The 22,853-nt window shown below is 60.3% G+C and carries 17 protein-coding genes; 4 read left to right on the top strand and 13 right to left on the bottom strand.

Features of this window, described 5'->3' with window-relative positions:
* Positions 1–49 precede the first annotated feature (49 nt).
* From DM806_RS22670 to DM806_RS22680, 3 genes are all read left to right on the top strand, one after another.
* On the top strand, positions 50–1,492 hold the full coding sequence (locus DM806_RS22670; RefSeq protein ID WP_256869442.1) for an aldehyde dehydrogenase family protein: 1,443 nt from the start codon (positions 50–52) through the stop codon (positions 1,490–1,492).
* On the top strand, positions 1,489–2,844 hold the full coding sequence (locus DM806_RS22675) for an MmgE/PrpD family protein (RefSeq protein WP_179045427.1): 1,356 nt from the start codon (positions 1,489–1,491) through the stop codon (positions 2,842–2,844). Before DM806_RS22670 ends, DM806_RS22675 begins: the two co-directional genes overlap by 4 nt.
* A 123-nt stretch (positions 2,845–2,967) precedes the next feature.
* Positions 2,968–3,954, top strand: coding sequence for a LacI family DNA-binding transcriptional regulator (locus DM806_RS22680; protein WP_179045428.1), 987 nt, complete (start codon positions 2,968–2,970; stop codon positions 3,952–3,954).
* On the opposite strand, the gene DM806_RS22685 is transcribed toward DM806_RS22680, so the two are convergent.
* The 12 genes from DM806_RS22685 to DM806_RS22740 all read right to left on the bottom strand — a co-directional run bounded on the left by DM806_RS22685 (position 3,951) and on the right by DM806_RS22740 (position 20,990).
* Entirely contained in the window at positions 3,951–5,276 is a 1,326-nt protein-coding gene (locus tag DM806_RS22685; RefSeq protein ID WP_179045429.1) for an MFS transporter, read from the bottom strand. The two genes, DM806_RS22680 and DM806_RS22685, sit on opposite strands and share 4 nt — an antisense overlap.
* Positions 5,273–6,163 carry an ROK family protein gene (locus DM806_RS22690; RefSeq protein ID WP_179045430.1) on the bottom strand — a complete coding sequence of 297 codons (891 nt, stop codon included), beginning with the start codon at positions 6,161–6,163 and terminating at the stop codon, positions 5,273–5,275. The genes DM806_RS22685 and DM806_RS22690 overlap by 4 nt, the downstream gene beginning before the upstream one ends.
* Complete coding sequence (locus DM806_RS22695; RefSeq protein WP_179045431.1) at positions 6,160–7,956, bottom strand: alpha-amylase family glycosyl hydrolase; 1,797 nt, start codon at positions 7,954–7,956, stop codon at positions 6,160–6,162. Before DM806_RS22695 ends, DM806_RS22690 begins: the two co-directional genes overlap by 4 nt.
* Entirely contained in the window at positions 7,956–9,962 is a 2,007-nt protein-coding gene (locus DM806_RS22700; protein ID WP_179045432.1) for a glycoside hydrolase family 97 protein, read from the bottom strand. The genes DM806_RS22695 and DM806_RS22700 overlap by 1 nt, the downstream gene beginning before the upstream one ends.
* A gap of 14 nt (positions 9,963–9,976) precedes the next feature.
* Positions 9,977–12,487 carry a TonB-dependent siderophore receptor gene (locus DM806_RS22705; RefSeq protein ID WP_179045433.1) on the bottom strand — a complete coding sequence of 837 codons (2,511 nt, stop codon included), beginning with the start codon at positions 12,485–12,487 and terminating at the stop codon, positions 9,977–9,979.
* Between the two features lie 13 nt (positions 12,488–12,500).
* Entirely contained in the window at positions 12,501–12,734 is a 234-nt protein-coding gene (locus DM806_RS22710; RefSeq protein WP_179045434.1) for a hypothetical protein, read from the bottom strand.
* A 175-nt stretch (positions 12,735–12,909) separates the two neighbouring features.
* Entirely contained in the window at positions 12,910–13,980 is a 1,071-nt protein-coding gene (hisC, locus tag DM806_RS22715) for a histidinol-phosphate transaminase (protein WP_179045435.1), read from the bottom strand.
* Between the two features lie 354 nt (positions 13,981–14,334).
* Entirely contained in the window at positions 14,335–15,378 is a 1,044-nt protein-coding gene (locus DM806_RS22720; RefSeq protein WP_179045436.1) for a sensor histidine kinase, read from the bottom strand.
* A 130-nt stretch (positions 15,379–15,508) separates the two neighbouring features.
* The gene (locus tag DM806_RS22725) at positions 15,509–16,852 is read right to left on the bottom strand and encodes a c-type cytochrome (RefSeq protein WP_179045437.1); all 1,344 of its coding nucleotides are present in this window, start codon (positions 16,850–16,852) and stop codon (positions 15,509–15,511) included.
* Positions 16,852–19,074 (bottom strand): xanthine dehydrogenase family protein molybdopterin-binding subunit, encoded by a 2,223-nt coding sequence (locus tag DM806_RS22730; protein ID WP_179045438.1) that lies wholly within the window; start codon positions 19,072–19,074, stop codon positions 16,852–16,854. The genes DM806_RS22725 and DM806_RS22730 overlap by 1 nt, the downstream gene beginning before the upstream one ends.
* On the bottom strand, positions 19,074–19,565 hold the full coding sequence (locus tag DM806_RS22735) for a (2Fe-2S)-binding protein (protein WP_306294795.1): 492 nt from the start codon (positions 19,563–19,565) through the stop codon (positions 19,074–19,076). The genes DM806_RS22730 and DM806_RS22735 overlap by 1 nt, the downstream gene beginning before the upstream one ends.
* Before the next feature lie 432 nt (positions 19,566–19,997).
* On the bottom strand, positions 19,998–20,990 hold the full coding sequence (locus DM806_RS22740; protein ID WP_179045439.1) for an XdhC family protein: 993 nt from the start codon (positions 20,988–20,990) through the stop codon (positions 19,998–20,000).
* A 47-nt stretch (positions 20,991–21,037) separates the two neighbouring features.
* On the opposite strand from DM806_RS22740, the gene DM806_RS22745 reads away from it, so the two are divergent.
* Positions 21,038–21,616, top strand: coding sequence for a nucleotidyltransferase family protein (locus tag DM806_RS22745; RefSeq protein WP_179045440.1), 579 nt, complete (start codon positions 21,038–21,040; stop codon positions 21,614–21,616).
* A gap of 181 nt (positions 21,617–21,797) precedes the next feature.
* On the opposite strand, the gene DM806_RS22750 is transcribed toward DM806_RS22745, so the two are convergent.
* Positions 21,798–22,781 carry a LysR family transcriptional regulator gene (locus DM806_RS22750; RefSeq protein ID WP_372859720.1) on the bottom strand — a complete coding sequence of 328 codons (984 nt, stop codon included), beginning with the start codon at positions 22,779–22,781 and terminating at the stop codon, positions 21,798–21,800.
* Between the last annotated feature and the right edge of the window lie 72 nt (positions 22,782–22,853).

Genomic DNA, 22,853 nt, shown 5'->3' on the forward strand with positions numbered 1-22,853 from the left:
GAAGTGCGCTCGTCGCTTTGAGCTGCGCCCGAAATGGCTAGGATCAAGAATGGGAAAGGCTCGAACGATGAATTGTGAGCATTTTATTGCCGGCCGCTCGGTCGTCGAACCAAACGCCAGCTACGTTGATAATCGGGCGCCAGCGACGGGTGAGGTTATCGGGCGCGTCGCGCTCGGAGGCGTGGAGATCGTCGATACTGCTGCCCAGTCGGCGTCTTCCGCTTTCGCGGCGTGGCGCGACATGCGGCCGATGGAGCGTGGCCGCATCCTTGTCGATATTGGTCGAATGATCCGGGCGAATGCCCTCCGGCTTGCCGAAATGGAAGCGCTAGACACCGGAAAGTTGCTTGAGCAGGCGGCCGGCGAGATCGAAACGTCGGCGCAATATTTCGAATATTATGGCGGCCTCGCCAACATCTTCTATGGCGATGTGATCAATATCGGCGCGCCCTATCACAGCTATACGCGGCGCGAGCCTTTCGGTGTCGTTGCCACTATCCTGCCCTGGAACGCTCCGTTGAATCAGGCGGCCCGGGCAGTCGCGCCGGCCCTGGCTGTAGGCAATACAGTGGTCGCGAAACCGTCGGAGGAGACGCCGTCCACTTTGGTCGAAGTCGCGCGACTGGCGGTCGAGCAGTGCGGGCTACCTCCCGGCGTCCTCAACGTCGTGCTCGGGACGGGACGGGAGGTCGGAGAGCCACTGGTGGCGCATCCGCGCGTCCGCAAGGTCATGTTCACGGGCAGCGTCCGGGCGGGTCGCGAGATCGGCCGCGTTGCCGCAGAGCGCATCATCCCGCTCACGTTGGAACTGGGCGGCAAATCTCCGAATATTGTTTTCGATGACGCGGATTTCGATGCCGCCGTCACAGGGGTCGTCCGTGCCTTCACGGTCAATGCCGGGCAGGTGTGCATCGCCGGAAGCCGCCTGCTCCTGCAGTCCTCGATCCGCGACGAATTCCTGCGCCGGCTCGTACCTGCGGTCGAGGCGTTGAAATATGGCGATCAGGACGGCGCGGTTTTTGGCGCGATTACGACCGTTGCGCAGTTCGAACGTGTCCAGGCATTTCATGAGCTGGCGATTTCCGAGGGGGCGGTCCGGCTGACCGGCGGCGCGGCAGGAGCTGAAGCTGGGCGCGGCCTGTTTGCCGCTCCCACGGTCTATTCCGGCGTGACTCCGGACATGCGGATCGCGCGCGAGGAGGCTTTCGCACCGATCCTGACTGTCCTGACGTTCGAGGAAGAACATCAGGCCGTCGCAATGGCCAACGACAGCGAATTCGGATTGGGGGCGGGTGTCTGGACGCGCGACCTCAGCCGTGCGCTGCGCATGGCAGCCGCGTTGGAAGCAGGGCAGGTGTTCGTCAATGAATATATGGCCGGCGGCATAGAGACGCCCTTTGGCGGGTACAAGAACAGCGGTTACGGCCGGGAGAAGGGCATCGAGGCGCTGACCCATTATACCCAACTCAAATGCGTGACGATCCGCATATGACTGTTGAAACGGGCCTGACAGACAGGCAGCCGCTGACAGCGATGCTTGCGCAATCAATCGTGACGGCCGGCGATCGGCAGCCGACGGAGGCGCATCATGCTGCCGTGCGCCGGATATTGATCGACTGGCTTGGCGTCGCAGTCGCCGGGTCGGCTGAGCCTGTCGCGAAATTGATGCGAGCTGAATTCGGGCCGGACGCAGGCGCCATATCGCTAATCGGAGCACGGACACGGGCCTCGGTCGCCAACGCGGCCTTGATCAACGGTACAGCCGGTCATGCGCTTGACTATGACGATATCCAGCCTTTCGTCGGCCATCCAGGAGCCGTTGTTGTGCCCGCCGCGCTCGCGGTCGGCGAGGCGTTGGGGGCAGATGGCGAACTGTTCGTGCGGGCGATCATTGCGGGTTATGACGCGGCGCACTTCGTCGGTTCGCTCGTGATGCCGGCTCATTATGATCACGGCTTTCATTCGACGGCGACGGTGGGAACATTCGGTGCCGTCGCTGCCTCGGCCGTCCTGATGCGTCTCGATCAAGGCGCGGTCCAGCATGCGATCGGGCTTGCCGCGACGCAGGCTGCGGGGCTTAAATGCATGTTTGGAACGATGGCCAAACCCTATCATGCCGGACGCGCATGTTCTGCCGGGGTTACCGCGGCAAGTCTGGCTGCTCGCGGCATGACCGCCTCTGCCGATAGCCTGGAAGCGGATCGGGGATTTCTGAGCACTCAGGCGCACCAGCCCATTCCTCCGGGCTGGAGAGCGCCTGAGTTCGGCGACAGCCTTGCGTCCGTGCAGTTCAAGCATCATGCGTCTTGTTTTCTGACGCATTCCAGCATCGAAGCTGTGCGATCCATCGTGCTGGAGCATGGAATATCGCCGCATGATGTGGCGGATCTGACGTTGCGGGTACCCTCCGAGCATCTCAAGACCTGCAACATTGCGGAGCCGGAGACGGGCTTCGAAAGCAAGTTCAGCTTGCGGCACGTCGCCGCTCTGGTGCTGGGCGGGCATGACACAGCGGACATCGACGTCTTCAGTGATCACATCGCGCAGGAGCCGGGGCTGCGCGAGCTGCGCCAGAAGGTCCTTATCCGGGGCGATCTCGATTCTCGGTTCGAAGCCCGTGCAACACTGCGTGACGTTGACGGCAGCATTTTCAACGCGGCTTATGATACCTCGCTCGGCCGCAGCGGCCGATCTGACGATCTTGACGCAAGCCTGGACAGAAAGTTTTCGGCGTTGGCCGCTCCATTCGTAGGGGAGCAGGCAATGAAAGAGATACTTCAGAAATGCCAGTCCATTCCCGATTTGGACCTGGCCCATCTGTTAGAGATGCTAAAGGCAGTTTAGCTTAGCAGCGAGCTGGTTGCAGTACGCATTTCAAATCCGCGCTGCGTGGGACCCACTCACTCTCTGCCTTACCCCTTCTAATTCGGTCACCAAACTGGCAGAGCGTGTTGGATGAAACGTCCAATGAATCTTACCGACTTGGCGGCGCTGGCAGGCGTTTCTGTGGGCACTGTCTCCAAATCATTGTCCCATCGGGGCTACGTGAGTGCGAAGACCCGTGAGCGGATACAGAGCATCGCGGATGAGCATGGGTTCCAGATCAATCGAACCGCCCAAAGCTTGAAGCGCGGGCGGAACGATGCGATTGCTGTCGTGCTTCCGCTTGGCCATGAAAGCGCCCAGACATTTTCCGATCCGTTCTTCATTACGCTTATTGGGCATCTTGCAGACGCCCTCTCGGCTCGCGGCAATGAACTTGTTTTGTCCAAGGTGATACCCAGCGCCCCGGGTTGGCTCGGCCAGATCGCGCGTAGCGGACGCGTTGATGGCATCTTAGTGATCGGTCAGTCAGACCAAGAACAGGAATTGCGGGGTGTAGCGAAAACATACGCTCCGCTTGTGGTATGGGGGCAGAAGACTTCGCGGCAATCCTATTGCTCGGTGGGATCTGACAATCGCCTCGGGGGGCAGCTGGCCACCCGTCACCTGCTCGAGCGCGGCTGCCGCAGGCTCGCTTTCGTTGGAATGACGGATATCCCCGAGCTTAAAGCGCGAAATGAAGGATTTTTGCAGGTCTGCACAGAGGCTGGAATCGATCCTATAGCCCATTTGCAAGCGCATCTGACAGGCGAGGCCGCTTATCGGACCGTTGCATCCGCGCTGGACGCGGGACTGGAAGTCGATGGGCTTGTGGCTGCATCCGACGTCATCGCGCTGAGCGCGATGCGGGCATTAAAGGAGCGTGGCCGCCGTGTGCCACATGACGTTGCTATTGTCGGCTATGACGATGTCAGCCTTGCGGCTTATACAGCGCCTCCGCTCACGACGGTCCGGCAGGACCTGGAGGCGGCGGGCGACGCCCTTGTCGATCTCCTCTTCCGACGGATCGATGGAGAAAATACCCGGTCGATCTCAATGCCGCCGACACTAGTAGTGCGCGAGAGCGCCTAAACTTTTGCCTGGGCAGGTGTGGGAAATCTTGCACCTGCCCGCACCCTCAACGTTGCAAGGGCCCCGACCAGCATCAACACGCCACCCAGGTAGAGTATGTTGCGCGGGTCGTCCCCGAGGACAGACCGATAGATTAAGGGAATGCTGATGCTTTCGATAATCATCGGGACGACGATGAACATATTGAATATCCCCATATAGATACCAAAGCGATGGGAGGGGATGGCGTCTGTGAGCATGACATAAGGGTTGCCCATCATGCTGGCCCAGCCGAGTCCGATGCCGATCATCGCGAGATAGAGCCATGGTTCCCCGCTTATGAGCGGGATAGTGAGCATCGCGACGCCCGATGCGGCAAGGCAGCAAGCATGGACGCTGCGGGCGCCGAGACGTCGCGTGACGGGCACAAGAGCGAAAGCGCTAACGAAGGCGACCGCATTGTAGAAGGCGCCAGCCTGCCCAACCGTCAATGTCGCCTCGCGAAAGCCATGGCTATGGACATCTGCGGTTCCATGAAGAGAACGTGCCAGGGCAAATGCAATGAACTGCCAATAGGCGAACATTGCATACCACTGACATAGCATCGCCAAGGCGAGCTGACGCATAGCCGGCGGCATCTCGATGATCGCGATTTGGATGTCCGCCAGCGCCCCTCGTAAAGAAAGGGACCTATGGCTACCGTGATCGCCATCAGCAGTTGATACTGGAAGTTCGGGCACGCGTACGACCGACCATAGAATAGTCGAAAGGCTCAGGAGCGCTCCCAGAAAGAAGGCGATCCGGGTAACGTCAGGAATGCCATTGCGATCGACCGCATCCTGACTGAAACCAATCCAAACGAGCAGCGAGGGAGATAGATACGACAATGTCTGGGCAAGCCCGGTGAAAGCGGACTGGGTTAGAAACCCCAATGGACGCTGTTCTTCGCGCAGCCGATCTCCGACATAGGCGCGATAGGGCTCCATCGTTATATTGTTCGATGCATCAAGCACCCAGAGCAAGGACGCGGCCACCCACAGTACCGGACTATAGGGCATGGCCAATAGACACAGGGAGCACAGAACCGCGCCGACGAGAAAATAGGGTGTCCGCCGGCCAAGCCGACTGTTCGTCCGGTCCGAGAGTGCGCCGATCAGTGGCTGGACAAGCAACCCCGTTACGGGACCTGCAAGCCAGAGAAGCGGCATGTTTGCTTCATTTGCCCCCAGATAACCATAGATGGGTCCCATATTGGCCTGTTGCAGCCCGAAAGAGAACTGCAAGCCGAGAAACCCGAGGTTCATTTCGAGAATGCGTGGGAATGACAGGCGAGGTTTTGTCATCGCCTTGCTCGCTGAGCCAGCGCGAGGGCGCCGAGGAGGCCGGCGCGATCGCCGAGCGCTGGTTCGACGATGAGCCCATCGAAATCGACAGACCCGAAATAGCCGCCGCCCAATATCGAGGTCTGCGTTCGCACGCGTTCGATCAAACCGGGCGTTGCCATGACGCCGCCGCCCAGCACGACGCGGCGGGGAGAGAGAAAGGCCTGCTGCGCGACGATCATTTGTGCGAGATAATAGGCGATGATCTCGTGCGCGGGATGGTCTTGCGGGAGTTCGGAAAGTGAATGTCTCCAGCGCGCCATGATAGCGGGTCCGCTGGACAGGCCTTCAAGGCAGCAGCCATGGTAAGGGCAGATCCCAGGAAATTCAAGGTCGAGTGCATGCCGTCGCGGCAGCATATGACCCATCTCCGGATGACGCGCGCCGTGGACCAGGCGTTCTTCAACCAGCGCGCCGCCACCGATACCGGTTCCCACTGTTACGTAAACGGCAATATCCGCACCGACGGCCGCGCCCCAAAGGCTTTCTGCCAAAATAGCGCCATTCACATCCGTGTCGAAGCCGACCGGGCAATCGAACGCGTTGCCAACTGGCCCAACCAGATCCACGCCGGTCCATCCCGCCTTTGGTGTATCCGTGATTCTGCCCCAGCTGGAGGAGAGACGATCAAGATCGACAGGCCCGAACGAAGCGATACCAAATGCGTCAAACGAGCCCCATTGATTGCTGGCATTGACGAAGAAGGCCAAAGCATCGCGCAATGTGACATCCGGAGTGCTTGTGGGTATCCGAACCGTATCCAGAATCGTGTCGCAGTCGCGCGCAACCCCCAGCATGAACTTCGTACCGCCAGCCTCGATACAGCCGAAAAGCGGTGCTCTTGTCATTCGCTCACTCCCGCCCACAAGACATCCCAAGGCTTCAGAATGGCTTGACGATCGATGGGCCGACCGATCAGCCGATCACTGCAGTCGGTCGGTAAGACCACAGAAATAGGCGTCGCGCTGAAATTGAGAAACACAAGGTCGCTTCCGCACCGAACACCGAGGAGGGCAGGATGGCCTGTGTCGAAGGCTTCCGGACCGCCTGCCCCGCCGCTGGCGATGCGCGCGTCTCGGAGCGCGTTGATATCCGAAATAATTCTACGTGCTGTCGGCTTGTCCAAGGCCTCCCAGTCCATGTCCGGCCTGTGCACCCAACGACCTTCGTGGCGACGCTGCGGATCGTTCAGATAGGAATGGTCGTTCAGGAGCCCGGCCTCGTCTCCCATAAAGAGCGTTGCAAGTCCGCCGCTGGCAATCGACAAGGCATTGAGAAGACGGATGCGACGCAAGGCCGCATCCCTGCTTTGTTCGTCTGTCGCGCGCTCCAGGCCTGCCAGTGAAGCCAGGGTTCCGTTCGTGCCGTGTACGCTCGCCCCATCTGACTGAAAGGCTTCCCCACAGGCCCAACTGCCCTGCCGACCTTCGGTGAAACGCGCTGCCTGGGTCAGGCGCTCAATCGGTTTCGGATCGAAGCTCGCAAGGTCATTCAGCACGCTACTCCATCCGATATCATCATGGCATCGCACATAGCTCAACCAATTCGCGCCCGGGGGAAGACCGCCGCTTGCTTGGATGATTGCCTCCGGCAAAGCGGCATCCCCTTCCGAAAGGGCGACCCATCCGGCTACCATCAGGGAATTATTGTAGACCAGATGGCATTCAGCCTCGAAGCCCTCGCCTTCATCCGCGCCGAAATAGGGTGGGACATAAGCGGTCGGGACGATCGCCTCCGCCTTGATCAGCGTGGCAGGGGCGGCGATATCGAGCGCAGCGCGCAAGGCGCGGACGATGTGATGCGCTGCCGGGCGGTTCCGACTGTCAGTCCCGGCCTCCTTCCAGAGGAAGGCGATCGAGTCGAACCGGAATGCCTCGAAGCCGTGATTGGCGAGGCGCAACATCGCGTCCAGTATCGCCAGCAACACTTTCGGGTTGGCCCAATTGAGATCCCACTGGAAAGGATAGAAAGTTGTCCAGACCCAGCCACCCATCTCGGGTACATGGGTGAAATTGCCGGGAGCGGTGCCCGGGAAGACTTGGCTCAGATCCTTCTCGCGCAGGCGCGCCGTTTCCTCGTCGACGACGATATAGAAATCCCGGAACAAGGGATCGCCTGCCTTGGCGGCTAACGCCCAATGATGATCGTCGGACGTGTGATTGAGCGCGAGATCGACGCAAAGGCTGATGCGGCTCTTGCGCAGCTGCGCTGCAAGCCTTTCGACATCGGCCATCGTGCCCAAAGCTGGTTCAATCGACAGATAGTCAGCGACAGCGAAGCCACCATCGCTGTCTCCCTTCCGTGCCTTGAGAAGCGCCAGGAGATGAAGATAGCGAACGCCCAGCGCCTCGAGATGATCGACATGCTGCTCTAGCCCCGGGACGGTCGAAGCAAAGCGATCAATATAGGTCGAATAGCCGAGCATTTCGGGCGCCACGAACCAGTTCGGATCTGCCGCGCGCGTCGCGTCGAGATCCCTCAGTGCCGCAGAACGATCTTCATGCCGTGCGCGCAGGATCTCTTCGACACGCTCCCACAGGTCATCGACATCATGGACGTCGCCGTACAGGCGCTTGAGTTGCCGACGAAGCGTTCTGCCAAAATGATCGATGCGATGGTCGATGGTAGAACTTTGATACATTATAGAGCCTTGAAGCGGATTGCCTGGCCGCCGCCGGGAGCCAGGCGGAGATCGAGCATATCGGTCGACGTCACGATGCGCCGGCTTATTGCGACGCTCTCAGGCGCAGTTCGCCAGTCGGCCCCAAGACCATCTGCGTATATCTGCGCCTCATAGCGTTTTCCGGCGACGAGAAAGTCGAGTTGCACGCTCACCGTGCGCGCCGCTTCATTGGTGATAGCTCCCAGGTACCAGTCAGCGCTGCCGCGGTCCTGCCGTACGGTCACGACATATTCGCTGATACGTCCCTGAAGTGTCCGGCTGGTTTCCCAGTCGGTCGGAACGTCCCGGATGAACTGGAATGCTTCGGGATGTTCGTCATAATGTTCAGGCAGGTCCACTGCCATCTGAACCGGACTATAGAGTATGACATAGAGGGCGAGCTGGTTGGCGAGCGTCGAGGGCACCCGGTTATTCGGGCGGGTCGCGCGATAATCGAAATGGAAGACGCCCGGCGTAAAGTCGAGCGGTCCGGACAGGAGCCGAGTGAAGGGAAGAATAGTGGTGTGATCGGGTGCGTTGCCGGTGTCCGGACTGCCCCCATTATATTCCTGCCCGCGGGCTCCTTCCCGGCTCAGAAGATTAGGCCAGGTCCGGCGCAGACCGGTATCTTTGACGGGTTCGTGCGGGAATAATGAAATGTGGTGGCGTGCGGCCGCTTCGACCACCTTCTGCAGATTCTCGACAGCATATTGGCTGTCCGGCCAGTAGATCGAGTCCAGCTTCGTGCCAACATAGCCGAGCTTGATCGACCGAACATCATATCGGTTGTAATAGGCCAGTGCCGGTTCGAGCTGGCGCAGATAGTCCTGCACCTGTCCGCCGGTCTCATGGTGGCCGATCAGATCGATGCCCTTGGATCGCGCGTAAGCCGAAACGGCCGGCATGTCGAAGGCGGGCTGAGCCTCATTGAACGTGAAGCGAGAATGTCCATTCTTCCACCATTCCGAAACCTCCCACCCCTTGTTCCATCCTTCGACCAGAACGCCCTTGATGTCATGGGCTGCTGCCCAGTCGATATAGCGCCGCGTTCGCTCCGTCGTCGCACCAAGGCGCTCTCCCGGTTCCCAGGTGAGCAGACCGGTATGCATGGCCCAGAAGATGCCGATATATTTTCCCGGATGAACCCAACTCACATCGCCCAGTCTATTGGGTTCATTGAGGTTGAGGACGATCGTTGAATCGGCAAGGCGGGCGGCGTCATCGGCTACCATGACGACGCGCCAGGGCGTTTTCTGGCCGCCACTCACTCGTGCACGGTCGCCATTGGGCCAGGGCGAGAGGTCGGCCTTGAGCGTGCGGCTATTTTCCTCCGGCATGCGGAGGTTCATTGAAGAATAATCGACTAGGGCCGCCTCATGCACGGCCAGAGCCACGCCGTCGCCTTCGAGCGTCAAAGGCGTCTGCGCGGTCTGGATGGCGGAAAGCGAAGAGCGGTTATATTCATATTCGCTGTATTTCTCGCGATAGGCAGGGATCGACCATGCGCGATAATTTTGGGCGAAATGGAATTCGGTCTCCTCATCGCTCACGACCAGTTGATCGTCGCGTTTCCCCGGCAGCGTGTAGCGAAATCCGAACCCATCATCGAACACGCGCAGTTCCACACCGAGCTGTCGCCCGTCCGGTGCAGCCAGCGTAAGAATCAGACCATGATACCTGTCTCGCATCTGGCGCCGCTCGCCCCACGGTTGGTTCCAGATTTCGTCATGGTCGAGGGACTGCGACGCGGTAACGCGAAATCCTGAGTCCAGCGGTGCTGCGTTACTGAATCGAAATCCCAAGCGCGAACGATCGAGGATCGGCCGTCCGTTGAATGTCGCGCGATAGACCGCCTCTCCCTTGTCGAGGGAAATCTCGACCGCGAGTCTGCCATCTGGTGACAGGACAGGTTGGCGAAATTGCGCCAGCGCCGGCGCTGGGGCGGCAAAAGCTGCCGCCAGCACCAAGGCGGTCCATTTACGCATCGTGGCGGCTCCGTTCAGAAGGTGTAGGTGATGCCGCCACGAACGCGGCGACCGAAGATCGGGCGGCCCTGGAAGGCCGTTTCCTGAACGCCGATGATGGCTCCCACCCGCGGGTTGCCTTCGGTAAGCCCGACGGTATCGAAGAGATTGGTGACGACAAGCTCCGCCGACAGCCGGTCGCTGACCTTGTAACTCGCACCAAGCCTCACCTCGGTGTAGGCAGGAAGGGCGATCGTGTTCGCGGCATCTGCGTAGCGCTTGCCGGTATAGGCGACCTCCCCGAAAATGGTCGCCTTGCTGTCAAGCAGATGCAAGGTCGGGCGGACAGAGAACATCCAGTTCGGCTGACGGACGATACGATTGCCGCTGAAATCGAACGCCGTCCCATTCTCTACACCCGAGAAGCCGGTGTAGGAGATATCCTGATAGCTTCCACTCGCGGAGATATCGAAGAAGGAGACTGGGCGCAGCGACAATTCGACCTCAACGCCCTTAGAGCGGGCGGCCGCCCTTGCATTTTGCGTGACGGTCGTTCCATTCGGCCCCGCGACCTGCGTCTGGAAAGCGACGTTCGGGAAATTGTTGTAGAAGAGCGTGACGAATGCGGAGAACGGGCGCGTATTATATTTGACCCCGCCTTCCACAAGATCGATCCGGTCTTCCACGGGAACACCGTCGAACCATTGCGCGAACTCAGGCGTCATGCGGAAACTGCGGCTGTAGCGCGCGAAAGCGGCAACCCGTCCACTGAACTCATAGTTCGCGCCGGCCGAGAAGGCCCATTTGCCCGTCTTGAACCGATAGGGCGTTTCCGCGCCAGTGAAAACCAGGACATTGTCGTCGGCGATCGTGGTCGTGTCGCCCAGGTTCACACCGGTCGTCTGCGTGATCGTGCCTTTCTTGCTGACATGATGGTAGCGTGCGCCGAGGTCGATCCGCAACTTGGGGGTCACTTGCCAGCTGTCGGTCGCATAGAAGGCGTTGATATCGACATTGTCGTGGAAGCGCTGAAGGTTGCTATGCAGGTTGAGAAGGCCATTGGTGGTCAGCGAGACCGTCTGCTGGCCCGCCGCATCAAGACCGACCACGTCGAAGAAGCGCGGGCGATTGATGCCCTCGACAAGAATGTCGTTCCAGTTCCAGGTCTGGGTCTGGGTGAAATGGCTGAAATAATAGCCGAGCGTCAGAGTATGGTCGCCAAAGCCGGTCGGCAGCTTTTTGGTCACGCTAAGATCGTTGATGAAGTTGCGCAGCTTGACCCGCGTGTTGAAGATGCTCTCGGTAAGAGCCAACTGATTGCCGAGGGCTGATGCTGCGACCTGCCGCCCGGTTGCTGCATCTAGATAGACGGCCGAAACCGTGTCGGGACGCGCTGCCTGCAAGCGGCTCAGCGCGCTGTTGAGAAAGTTCTGACTGGTAGACACGCCCGAGGAGAAGAGGCCATTAAAGTCGACACTCCCGCTTGTATAGCGGGCGCGATTATTGACCTCCCAACCATCGCCGAACGGCTTGTTGAAGATAAGAGTTCCCGTATCGGTGTTCGTGTGAATGCCGTCGGTCAGATCGATATCTTTGGTGTATGCGCCTCCGCCATCTGGCACAGTAAGGCGCGCGAAGGCGTCGTTGACGAGCGTTCCGTCACCGGCATTCAAGCCAGGCAGCCCCTTATGCGGGCTTGCCAAGGGAATGGCGGTATAGAAGATGTTGCGATCGTCAAGCTTGCGATAGCTGATGAAGAGCGAGCCCTCATCGGCGAAATCATATTGGAGGCCGACACGGAGTTGGCCGCCTCGGTTCCCCGTGAAGCCAGGATCCCGAAGACCACTGTCGCGGCGATAAAAGCCACCAATCGAATAAGAAAGGCGGTCGGTTAAAGGTCCTGAGATATTGATGTCCCCGCGATAATGATCCCAGTCACCAACCTCTATTTTGGCCAGCCCCTGCAACTCCCGCGTAGGCCGCTTTGTGATAACGTTGACAACGCCGCCTGGGGCATTGGATGTGGTGATGGAAGCTGAGCCACCGCGGACGATTTGCAGCGAGTCTACCGTCGCATCGACGCGGAAGAACTCGTCGGCATTGGTAAAGGCGCCTGCCCCTTCTTCCCAAACCGGAAGGCCGTCTTCCAGCAACGGAAGATAGCGGTAATTGTCGGCTGGGAGGCCACGGGAATAGACGTTGTTGCCGACCTCGCCGCCGGAGCTCTCGACATAGATGCCGGGTGTGGATGAGATCAGGTCAGCGACGCTGAGCGGAGCTTTTTGCTTGATCTGCTCGTCATCGATCGTGGTGATCGCATAAGAAGTTTCGAACTTTCTGCGACCGGTCCTCGTACCGGTGACGACGATGTCGTCGAGCCCAAGTGCATCCACACTCGCATCAACCGAACTCCCCTTGCCTGCGTCGAATGAGCCTGGCTTTTGTTGATCGGGTGCAGGGGCGGTTTGCGCGCTGGCGATTTGCGAATGCATGGCAACGAGAAAAGCCGTCGTGCAGCAGAGCGCGATTTTGGTAGTTCCGTTCATAGTCCCCTCCGTTTCAGCCTTGAGTCGGCCATTCAATCTTTGTCGCCTGAGCAGTAAGATGGATAAAAAACGTTTGCAACAGATAATGGCAAACGTTTTTTATCGTGGAACTAGGAAGATTTGACTGCACTTGAGTGGCAACGCCCGCTTCGCCCCGAGCGAGACCGACATCAAAATTGGGCTGCGCCTTTCGGAATGCCGGCGTCGCTTTCGTGCGCTGTAGCCATGCCGCTTCGATCAGTGCCAATCGACACAGTCGTTCAGTGGTAAATGATACATCGTGACCGGGCGGGCGATATCGATATCTGATAGAGTTTGGGAAAGGGGGATATGGGTGCCCAAATGTAGTGAACTTACTTCAGCACCGAGTGAAATAGTTGGGGCTGTGGCCGCCGCAGCAATTAGGGGGGGCGGCGCAGGCGTCAGATAGCGCAGCGCGACACTATTGAAGAGATCGCCCCAAGGAGCGTACGGCACTCTTGCGATGTTCCCACGGAAATCCTTAGCCAGTCTCGGGTCCGCTCTGCATCAAAGTGGCGTACCAGAATGCCCTCAGCGCGCAGTTCCTCAAGTAGCGTCCGCCCTCTGATCCCGTGATGGGAGGCTAGAAGGAAATTCGCCGTCGACGGAAGAACCTGGAAGCCCAACTCGCGCAGTGCTTGGTCTGTCCATTCCCTGTCGGCTATTACGAGACGCCGCGTTCTGTCGAACCAGATTTCATCGCGCCAGGCCGTCACCGCGCCCGCAACGGCTAGTCGATCGAGCGGATAGGAATTGAAGCTATCCTTGATCCGACGGAGTGCCTCGATCAGGTGCGGTTGCCCGACGGCAAAACCGACTCGCAGGCCGGCGAGGCTACGAGATTTGGAAAAGGTCTGTACCACGAGGAGGTTATCATATTCCGGCACGAGCGATAACGCGCTCTGGGCGCCGAAATCCACATAAGCCTCGTCAACCAGCACTAGTACATCGGGGTTCCGGCGCAGAATATCTGCAATCTCGTCTAAATCGAGGGCGATGCCAGTGGGCGCGTTGGGGTTCGCAATGACGATACCGCCGCAGGGGCCGCGATAGTCCTCGGGATCTATCCGAAAGTCTCCATCGAGTGGGATCGGACGAAATGGAAGCTGGTAAAGCTGACAATAGGTCGGGTAAAAGCTGTAGGTGGCGTCGGGAAACAACACTACGCCCCTTTCGCGGAAGAACCCGCTGAATGCATGGGCGAGAACCTCGTCGGAGCCATTACCGACAAACACATGATCCGCTGCCATGTTCAGCGTGTCGGCAATTGCAGTGACCAACTCTAATGCGGTCGGATCGGGGTACAGCCGCAATCTGTCATCGGCCGCATTTCGAATGGCCTCTAGGGCCAGAGGCGAAGGGCCATACGGGTTCTCGTTGGTGTTCAGCTTCACGAAACTCTTGCCCTTCGGCTGTTCGCCGGGAGTGTAGGGGACAAGGCGTTGTACAAACGGACTCCACAACCTGCTCACGCCAAGCCTCCCTAAATATAACGATGTGGACAGAAACCATATCTTCCGAAGACTTTGTCCGCGATAGGCCGATAAGCGGGGGCTGCACGATGCAGGGCGGTCGATGCCAGGCTGGTGCCGTTCGCGACCTGCGGGCGCGAACCTAGCTTCCACGAGTGTGGGAGAGGCCTCCACCTCGCCAATATTGAGCGGTGCCCGCCCCCGGCAACTTGTCCCAAGCACGCGCGGCAAGGGGAGGGGCTAAAAGCCCATAATCGGAGCGCAGTTGCACCGCCTCCAAAGCCGCTACAGATCGACAACGATCCGTGATGAATAACATGCGCCAAATCACACAACCATCATGCCTTGATTACCTTATCCAACGAAATCCGCAGGCATTGTGATTCTGGCGCGCGCACCTTTACCGTTTAACCCAGGTTCAAGCGAAAATTCGCCGCCGAGTTGGCGCGCGAGCTTGGCAGCAATGCGCAACCCCATGCTCTCCCCAGCATCGAGATCGAAGTCGATTGGAAGGCCCTTGCCCTCATCGTCGATCGTCAACACCAAGCGCTGGCCATCAGCGTTGCTGTGCGTACCGGTGACTTTCACCGGCCCGCCGCTATAAGGATAGGCGTGTTCGATTGCGTTCGCGATCGCCTCTGTGAACATCAGCGCGAACGGAACTGCCCGATCGGGATTGAGAGCCAAATCGCGTGGCAAGTCGAAGCTGCAATGAATATCGTCTCGCCCCGCTGCCTCGAAAACGGCGCCGGTCAGGCCGGGGAGAAACTCTGGCAGATTCGCATGTTTGCCGTCCGCCCTATAGAGTTCACGGCAGATTCGGCCAACGATGGCCAACCGACTTGACGCGGCATCGAGCGCGGCACGCGCGTCTTCGTTCTCGATCTCACGGCGCTGTAGCGAGATCAGCGCGCCGATCACTTGTAGGTTGTTGGAAACGCGATGCTGCAACTCGTGGAACAACAGCCGGCGCGTTTCCGCGAGCATGATGCTATGATCGCGCTCGGCGCGCAAAGCCGCCAAGGCGCGTTGGAGAAGTGCGACGATATAGACAAAGGCGATCCCGATACAGACATAGAGGCCGACGCCGATCGCCGCGTTGCGCGTTATCGTGAGCGAATTTTGCGGCGGGAGGAAGAAATAATAGGCGAGCGCGCCGCCAAGTGTGGCGGCAAGCAATCCCTGACGCGGGCCGAACAGGAAAGCACAGGCCGCGACAACCGGCACGAAGGCTAGGAAAGGATAGAAGCCGGCGGGCACCAGTGAGTCGACCGCTTCGCGGACGACGAAAGCGATGCCAATCGCCACGACCGTGACGAGATACCCGATCCACGGACGATCGCGGTTAAGCGGAAGCCGTTCGGCAAAGCCGAGGGTGGATGATTGGCATTCTCTCACTCTTGCGACTCGCTCATTTCCCGCGTCGCGCAGGAGCGGGTTTGATGATGCGGCACCCGGGGCAGACGGGGCGGCCTACGGTTTGATGGGCTCGATCTCGCGGCCCCGTGCCCTCGTCCCATCGTCATTTCTATTTGCGCTGCTTCTTGACGTCGCCGGCCGTCACCGATCCAGTCTTGGAACCGAAGTGGGTCAGGACATAATTGGCGACCTCTGCGATCTGCGTGTCCGAATATGTCGCTCCGAATGCCGGCATGCTCTGCTCGACGCCCCCGACATTCAGCTTGGTGCCGTGCAACAGCACCTGGACCAGCGCCGCGCCGGACGGGTCGTTCACCGCGCGACTGCCCGTGAGGTTGGCATAGTTCGACTGGCGTCCTGCACCATTATACTGGTGGCATCCTGCGCAATCGCCCGCGAACAGCCTTGCGCCGCGCGACGACGTCTGCTGGGGATCCTTACCCGGCAGAACCGCGTTCGAGTTCCGGGCGCCGAGAGGGTTGGTCTCGACGGTGCCGCCCGGCTCGCCGCCCTTGCGGGCCGGTACCGAGCGGAGATAGCCCACCAGCGCTTTTATGTCTGATGGGGTCAGATACTGGGTGCTGTTCTCCACGACCTCGGCCATCGGCCCTGCCGCAGAACTTCGGCCCGGGGCGTGGCCGGTGCGGAGGTACGACGCGATCTGGTCGTCCGTCCAGGCACCGATCCCGTCGGTCTTGTCGGCCGTGATGTTATACGCCTTCCAGCCCTCGGTGACCGAACCCGCGAAGGCGCTGCCAGACTTCCTCGCGAAGGCGAGATTCCGCGGTGTATGGCATTCGCTGCAGTGACCCAGCGCATCCGCCAGATAGGCGCCACGGTGCCAGGTCGCATTGTGACCCTCGACCTGCGGTTGCCGGCGTTCACGGAAGAAGGCGGTGTTCCAGAAAAACATTCCCCAGCGCTGGTTGAACGGGAAGCCGAGTGTATTCTCCGGCGCTGCCTGGGGGACGGGCTGCAGCGAGAGTAGATACTTCTTGATTTCCAGTACGTCCGCCCGGCTCATCCGGGAATAGGAGGTGTAGGGCATCGCCGGATAAAGATGGCCTTTGGAACCGATGCCCTCCCGCACGGCCTTCACGAATGCGTCGTCGGTCCATCGGCCGATGCCGTTTTGCGGGTCGGAGGTGATGTTGGTGGAAAAAATCGTGCCGATCGGAAGCTCGAAGGGCCGCCCGCCCGCGTAGGGCAGGCCGCCTTGCCGGGTGTGGCATGCCGCGCAGTCGGCCGCGCGCGTCAGATATTCGCCCCGTGACATCGACGCAGGCAGGTCCGCAGGAGCGCCGCCGATCGGGGAAACCGGATCCGGGCCTGTAGGGGTAATCATCGCGTCGCCAAGCAGGATGCCAAAGCCGGCGGCCGCCACGATCGCCGCATAACCGGCCCAGCGCAGCGGCCTGAACCGCTTCCGGGGAGCGGGGTTTTCGCTGGTCATCAAAGTTCAATCTCTGCGGGAAGGGGAAGTGCGTGGATGGACTTGCCTGTAAGGGAAGCGATCGCGTTGACTACGGCCGGTGCGATCAGCGGAACACCGGGTTCGCCAACGCCGGTCGGCTTTGCCGTCGAGGGAATGATCGACACCTCGACCGGCGGCATCGCGTCCATCCGAAGAACAGGATAGTCGTTGAAGTTGCCCTGCTGGACGGCACCGTCTTTGATCGTGATCGCCTGACGCAGGAAGGACAGTCCGAAACCGGTGCCCCCCTCGATCTGCGCCATGACGATGTCGGGATTGATGACGGTGCCACAGTCGACGGAGCAATAGACCCGGTCGACAGCATAGCTTCCATCCTGGTGCAGGCTGACCTCCACCACCTGGGCCACATAGGTTCCGAACGCCTGTTGCAGCGCGATCCCGCGCGCGCGCCGGGTGCCGTCGGCCCCCTCCGCGAGCGGACGGCCCCAGCCCGAGCGTTGCGCGACCAGATCGAGAACGCCGAGCTGGCGGGGATCGCCCTTCAGCAGCATCGCGCGGCGATACTGGTAGGGATCGGCCTTGGCCGCGCGCGCGGCCTCGTCGATCAGCGTCTCGCCAACGAAGGCGCTGTGCGTATGCCCGACCGACCGCAGCCATTGCGTCGGGACGTAGGTGTCCTCGGGATTATGCTGTTCGAGGCGCAGGTTGGGGATGGCATAGGGCATGTCCTCGATGCCCTCGAGCAGCATATGGTCGATTCCGTCCGGCGCGGTTACCTTGGTAAAGCTCGCGCCGACGATGCGATGATGCCAAGATGCAATCTTCCCGTCGCCGTCGAGCTGGATCACCGCATTGTGGACGGTCTGCGGACGATACTGCGTCATGCGCATGTCGTCTTCGCGCATCCAGACCATCTTGATCGGGACCCCGATGCCCTTCTTGCGCGCCTCGCGGGCGATCCGCACCGCCTCCCGCACGAAGTCGGAGCGCGGATTGGCGCGACGGCCAAAGCTGCCGCCGGCATAAAGCTGGTTGATCGCGACATGGTCGGTCGGGATGCCGAGCTCCTTCGCCGCGTTGACCTGATCGATCGTGTGATTCTGCTCGCCGTTCCAGATCGTGCAGCGATCACCCTCGATGTGGACGAGGCAATTCATCGGCTCCATCGGCGCATGGGCGAGGAAGGGCTGATGATAGATGGCCTCGATCGTCGTGCCGCCGGACGGGCGATCCGTTAGTATCTTTCCGCGCGTCAGCGCGACCCGGCCAGGGGTTTTCGAGAGATCCTCGAACCTTTTCGCCATCTCCGCGGTGTCGATCCGGGGCGCTTTCGTCCCGTCCCAGCGGATGTTCAGCGCGTCGCGGCCACGCATTGCCACCCAGGTGTTGCGCGCCAGGACGGCGACACCACCCTGGACATCGTCGTCCCCCGGCACCTCGACCACGGCGACGACGCCCGGAACCGCGAGCGCCGCCTCTGCGTCGACCGCGGCGACCTTGCCCCAAAGCTTGGGCGGATGGGCCATCACCGCGACCAGCATGTCGGGAAGCTTCTGGTCCTGCGTGTAGATCGCGCTGCCATCGACCTTGGCGGCAACGTCGATGCGGCGGGTGCCGGGCCGGCCCAGCAAACGGTATTGATCCGGTTTCTTGACTTCGACGGTGGTGGGGACGGCCATGCGCATGGCGGCATCAACAAAGTCGCCGTAGCCGGCGGACCGGCCGCTGGCCACGTGATGGACGACGCCTCTTTCTACCGTGAGCTGTTCGACCGGGACGCGCCAGCGCTTGCCCGCCGCCGTAAGAAGCATGGCGCGGGCGGTCGCGGCTGCGGGACGCATCTTGTCCCACGCCCCGGCCATGGCGGTGCTGCCACCCGTGCCCTGGATGCCGAACTTGGGATTGGCGTAGGCAAGGTCGGCAGGGGCCGCCTCTACCGTGACCTGGTCGATTCCGACGTCCAGTTCCTCAGCTGCCATGGTTGCCAGGCCGGTGAAGGTTCCCTGGCCCATCTCCAGATAGCTGGAGATGACCTTGACGTGACCGTCATGGGCGACGCGGATGAAGACATTGGGAACGAACCCCGCGTCCTTCTCGATCGCGGCGGCATGCGCGAGGCGTCCGCCCATCCCGAGTGCGATGATGAACCCACCTAGTCCTGCAAGCACTTGCCTGCGGCTGGCCTGCATTGACCGCTGGGATGCCGTATCGGCGGCGATCATCATGCGAAGACGCCGCATCAACGCAACTCCTGCGCTGCCTTGTGGACCGCAGTACGGATGCGTCGATAGGTGGCGCACCGGCATATGTTGCCGCTCAGCGCTGCGTCGATGTCCTCGTCCGACGGGGCCGCCTTCACCCGCAGCAGTGCGGTGGCAGACATGATCTGTCCTGACTGGCAATAGCCGCACTGGGGAACCTGCTCGGCAATCCACGCATCCTGGACGGCCTTGCCGATCCTGTCCGAGCTCATCGCCTCGATTGTCGTGATCTGCCGGTCGCCCACGTCGCCGACCGGCATCTGGCAGGAGCGGACAGGATCACCGTTGAGGTGAACCGTGCAGGCGCCGCATAGGGCCATTCCGCAACCAAACTTCGTGCCCGTAAACGAGATCTCATCGCGGAGATACCACAGCAACGGCATCCGGGGATCGCCCTCGAACGAATATTGCTGACCATTTATGTGTAGCATGACCATGGCTTTTACTTCTTCGAGGAGTGATTTGCCCATCGTCACATAGCAAACCGATGGGATGTCTATAATCCACGGTAGTTTTGATGCGATGATGAGAGCATTTCATCAATGACGGCCGCGGCAAAATAAGTGAGACACGTCTGGCCGTATAGAGCAGGACGTGCGCCTGATCAGCGATCCGGTGCGCGCCAAATGACGGGTCGGGCAGCGAGGGCGCTATGATCAACACTCACGATCCTTCCGGTCATAAGGTCAGCTTCCGAAAAGGCCCCGTCATCGAAACGCAGGTTGGTAAATCCATGCGCAGCGCTGTGATCGCATAGGTGAAACGCGCTTCCTGGATTGACCCGCCGGCTTGAGGATCTGATGAGATGGTGAGGCAATCCGGCGCTGCCCCCGTAAGATGTATGAAAGTCGATCCGTTCGAAGATGCCCGTGGAAAGAACCGACCTTATGAGCGTCATCTACTCACGGTGCCAAAGATTGGGTAAGTCGGTTCGTGTCATGGGCAGCACCACCCCCCAAGACACTAGAGTGATATTCCCCGATGATTTGCGAGACGATAGACAGGGCGAGGGTCGCCGGGTCGCGCGTCGCTGGGATGAGGCCGGCGGGTAGCTCGAAGCGCTCCAGCACGGCGCGCGCGAAGCCCTCGCGGCGCAGCATTTCCGACCTGTTTTTCCGACTCCCATGCCCGCCTATGGCCAATGCGCAAAAATGAGCTTGCCGTAGCGCCCAGGGTAGCAGGGTGTCTTCCCACTCATGCTCGTGGAACAGAAAAGCAAAAGCGGTCCAGGGATCGGACTCGAGCGTCGGCGTTTGTGTGCGGATCTCAAGTAAGGTGCTATCGATTTGGTTCGCCAACAGCGTGCTAACGTCGCTTCTTAGGGGAGAGAAGGCCTGCACATCGGCGCCCAGGAAGTGGGCGAGGCGTGCGGTCGAGATCAGCGTATCGCCATGGCCCATCGCGACGATCCTGACGCATGGTAAATATGCGACGCTGAATGTGTTCGAATGCCAGCCGGTGGCGACGTCTGGAACGATGGCGACGCCGATGCCGTCAAGCGAGACGTTTATCCCAGTCGGCCGGCGGCCCTCGAGCTCAGTCAGGATCGCCGCGATGATTTGCGGGTCGGGTCTCGGCGAAAACAGAAGATCGATCCCGCCTCCGCACGGCAAGCGAATATCGATATAAGGCGAGCCAACACCGAATCGGACGAGCCTTGCCTTGCCGGACTGAAGTGTCGCCACGGCTTCGGCAACAACGGCGGCTTCGATGCAGCCGCCTGAGAAAGATCCTCGATAGTCGCCGAAAGCATCCACGGCCATCTGCGCGCCGAGCGCGCGAGGCGAGGAGCCGGTGATCCCGACCAGCGTGACGAGGACGATATCCCTACCTCGGGTCGGGCGCTCCAATGTGAATTGCAGAATATTGGTCGGCGTGCTTGTTAAACTGTTCATGCGCGGGACACCAAGATGAGCGCCGAAGTGGCGCAAGTGGAGGGGAGATGACCGAACTCGGTGCCATTGTGGCAATTCTTTTGGCCGCCGGGCAATCGCGACGCTTCGGCACGGACGACAAGCTGATGGCCGAGCTTCGCGGCGTCCCGCTCGCGGTCCACGCGGCACGGGTTCTCATCGACTTCGCATCGGGACGACTGATTGCGATTTGTGCTGATTGTGACGGACCGTTGGCGCGACGGTTTGCAGCGCTCGGTTTCGAGGCGGTGCCCAACCTGTTGCCTGACCATGGCATCTCAAATTCAGTTCGACTGGGGATCAATGCAGCCCGGTCAGGCCGAGAGCAAGCCGCGCTGCTGATGCTCGCTGACATGCCCTTCGTGACGTCTGTGCACCTTCGCTCGATGCTCGACCGCTTTGATCCGGGAACGGCACCGGTTGTCGGATCAAGCATGCGCGGTGTGGCGATGCCCCCTGCCTTGTTCGACCGATCGAGGTTCGATGAACTGGAGCAATTGCATGGAGACATGGGCGGGCGTGCCTTGCTTGCGTCCGCTGTGCTCGTCGCCGCACCAGCAGGCGAACTCACCGACATCGACCGGCCGGGCCAATTGCCGCCGGATTGAGCAGCTGTCCGGAGGCTTGGCTTGGGCAGATAAACGCGATGAGCTCGGGTACCGAGGAAACTGGCATTTTCGCGGCACTGAATTTCCCCGCCCGGTCCAAGGCCACGGTCGCGACCTAAGCTCTTGAGCGACAAATGCGCCTTGCCCGGCATTGATTGCAGGGCGCTAACGATGCGGGTCGTCAATTGTCTGATGGTGGTTCGGTCAGCATGGTAATCAACGCTCTCAGACCAGATGATATGTGGCGCCGTCCCGAGTAGTAAAGACACAGTCCTGGATCCGCAGGGCACCAGTCTTCCAAAACTCGTTTGAGGCGACCGTCTTCCAGTGCATCTTTCGCAAGATGGTCGGGGACGAAAGCGATGCCTATCCCATCGATTGCGGCCTCCACCATCAGCGGTTGGTCGGTCAACGTGAGAGGTCCGGACACATTGATCCTTTCCATAACCCCCAGTCGCTCCAACTCCCATCGGTAGATTGCGCCACTTTCAAATCGGAAGCGGATGCAGTCATGGTCGTATAGGTCGTGCGGAACGCTTGGATATCCGCGGCGTTCGAAGTACTCGGGCGACGCAATTGCCGCAAACCGCACTTCTCTGGTGACGGAGATCGCCACCATATCCTTTGGTACGGCCTCCGCCAAACGAATACCTGCATCAAAACCATCGGCAACAATATCGCTGAGTCTGCCGTCACTGACTATGTCGAGATGGACATGAGGATATTTGTTCAGAAAGCGTGCGAGCATGGGCCGTAGAACCAACCGGATTGCGCCCTCACTGGCATTGATCCGTACGGTGCCGCTCGGGAAATGGCCATCGCCCTCCAACTCCTGAACGGCTTCTTCGATCGAGGCCATCGCCGGCCTCAGTTTCGAGGCGAGGCGTTCGCCCGCCTCCGTCAAGGAGACGCTACGAGTCGTGCGGTTGAAGAGGCGGACACTCAGCCTTTGCTCGAGAACCTTGATTGAATGACTGATCGCCGAGGGCGTCATGTTGAGTTCGCTGGCGGCACTGCGGAAACTGCGATGCGTGGCGACCGCCAAGAATGCGGCAAAGGCAGACAGATCGTTGCTTTTGGATTGGTGAATTGTTTTCATGATGTTGTGAAATATTGAACAGATTGTCTGGATAGTCAACGGGCCGTAATCTGCATGCAGGCGCACTACTGCGGGGCCACGCTACCCTGCTGGTCGCTACCTGGGCCCTAGACCGTCAGCCCCACCAGCGGGCCCGCC

Origin of the sequence: Sphingobium lactosutens (genome assembly GCF_013393185.1) — a bacterium.
GTDB lineage: Bacteria > Pseudomonadota > Alphaproteobacteria > Sphingomonadales > Sphingomonadaceae > Sphingobium > Sphingobium lactosutens_A.

What these genes read in the sequence shown, in the direction of transcription:
- DM806_RS22670 (WP_256869442.1), top strand. Translation starts at nt 50, where the DNA reads ATGGGAAAGGCTCGAACGATGAATTGTGAGCATTTTATTGCCGGCCGC.
- DM806_RS22675 (WP_179045427.1), top strand. Translation starts at nt 1,489, where the DNA reads ATGACTGTTGAAACGGGCCTGACAGACAGGCAGCCGCTGACAGCGATG.
- DM806_RS22680 (WP_179045428.1), top strand. Translation starts at nt 2,968, where the DNA reads ATGAATCTTACCGACTTGGCGGCGCTGGCAGGCGTTTCTGTGGGCACT.
- DM806_RS22685 (WP_179045429.1), bottom strand. Translation starts at nt 5,276, where the DNA reads ATGACAAAACCTCGCCTGTCATTCCCACGCATTCTCGAAATGAACCTC.
- DM806_RS22690 (WP_179045430.1), bottom strand. Translation starts at nt 6,163, where the DNA reads ATGACAAGAGCACCGCTTTTCGGCTGTATCGAGGCTGGCGGTACGAAG.
- DM806_RS22695 (WP_179045431.1), bottom strand. Translation starts at nt 7,956, where the DNA reads ATGTATCAAAGTTCTACCATCGACCATCGCATCGATCATTTTGGCAGA.
- DM806_RS22700 (WP_179045432.1), bottom strand. Translation starts at nt 9,962, where the DNA reads ATGCGTAAATGGACCGCCTTGGTGCTGGCGGCAGCTTTTGCCGCCCCA.
- DM806_RS22705 (WP_179045433.1), bottom strand. Translation starts at nt 12,487, where the DNA reads ATGAACGGAACTACCAAAATCGCGCTCTGCTGCACGACGGCTTTTCTC.
- DM806_RS22725 (WP_179045437.1), bottom strand. Translation starts at nt 16,852, where the DNA reads ATGACCAGCGAAAACCCCGCTCCCCGGAAGCGGTTCAGGCCGCTGCGC.
- DM806_RS22730 (WP_179045438.1), bottom strand. Translation starts at nt 19,074, where the DNA reads ATGCGGCGTCTTCGCATGATGATCGCCGCCGATACGGCATCCCAGCGG.
- DM806_RS22735 (WP_306294795.1), bottom strand. Translation starts at nt 19,565, where the DNA reads ATGGGCAAATCACTCCTCGAAGAAGTAAAAGCCATGGTCATGCTACAC.
- DM806_RS22740 (WP_179045439.1), bottom strand. Translation starts at nt 20,990, where the DNA reads ATGAACAGTTTAACAAGCACGCCGACCAATATTCTGCAATTCACATTG.
- DM806_RS22745 (WP_179045440.1), top strand. Translation starts at nt 21,038, where the DNA reads ATGACCGAACTCGGTGCCATTGTGGCAATTCTTTTGGCCGCCGGGCAA.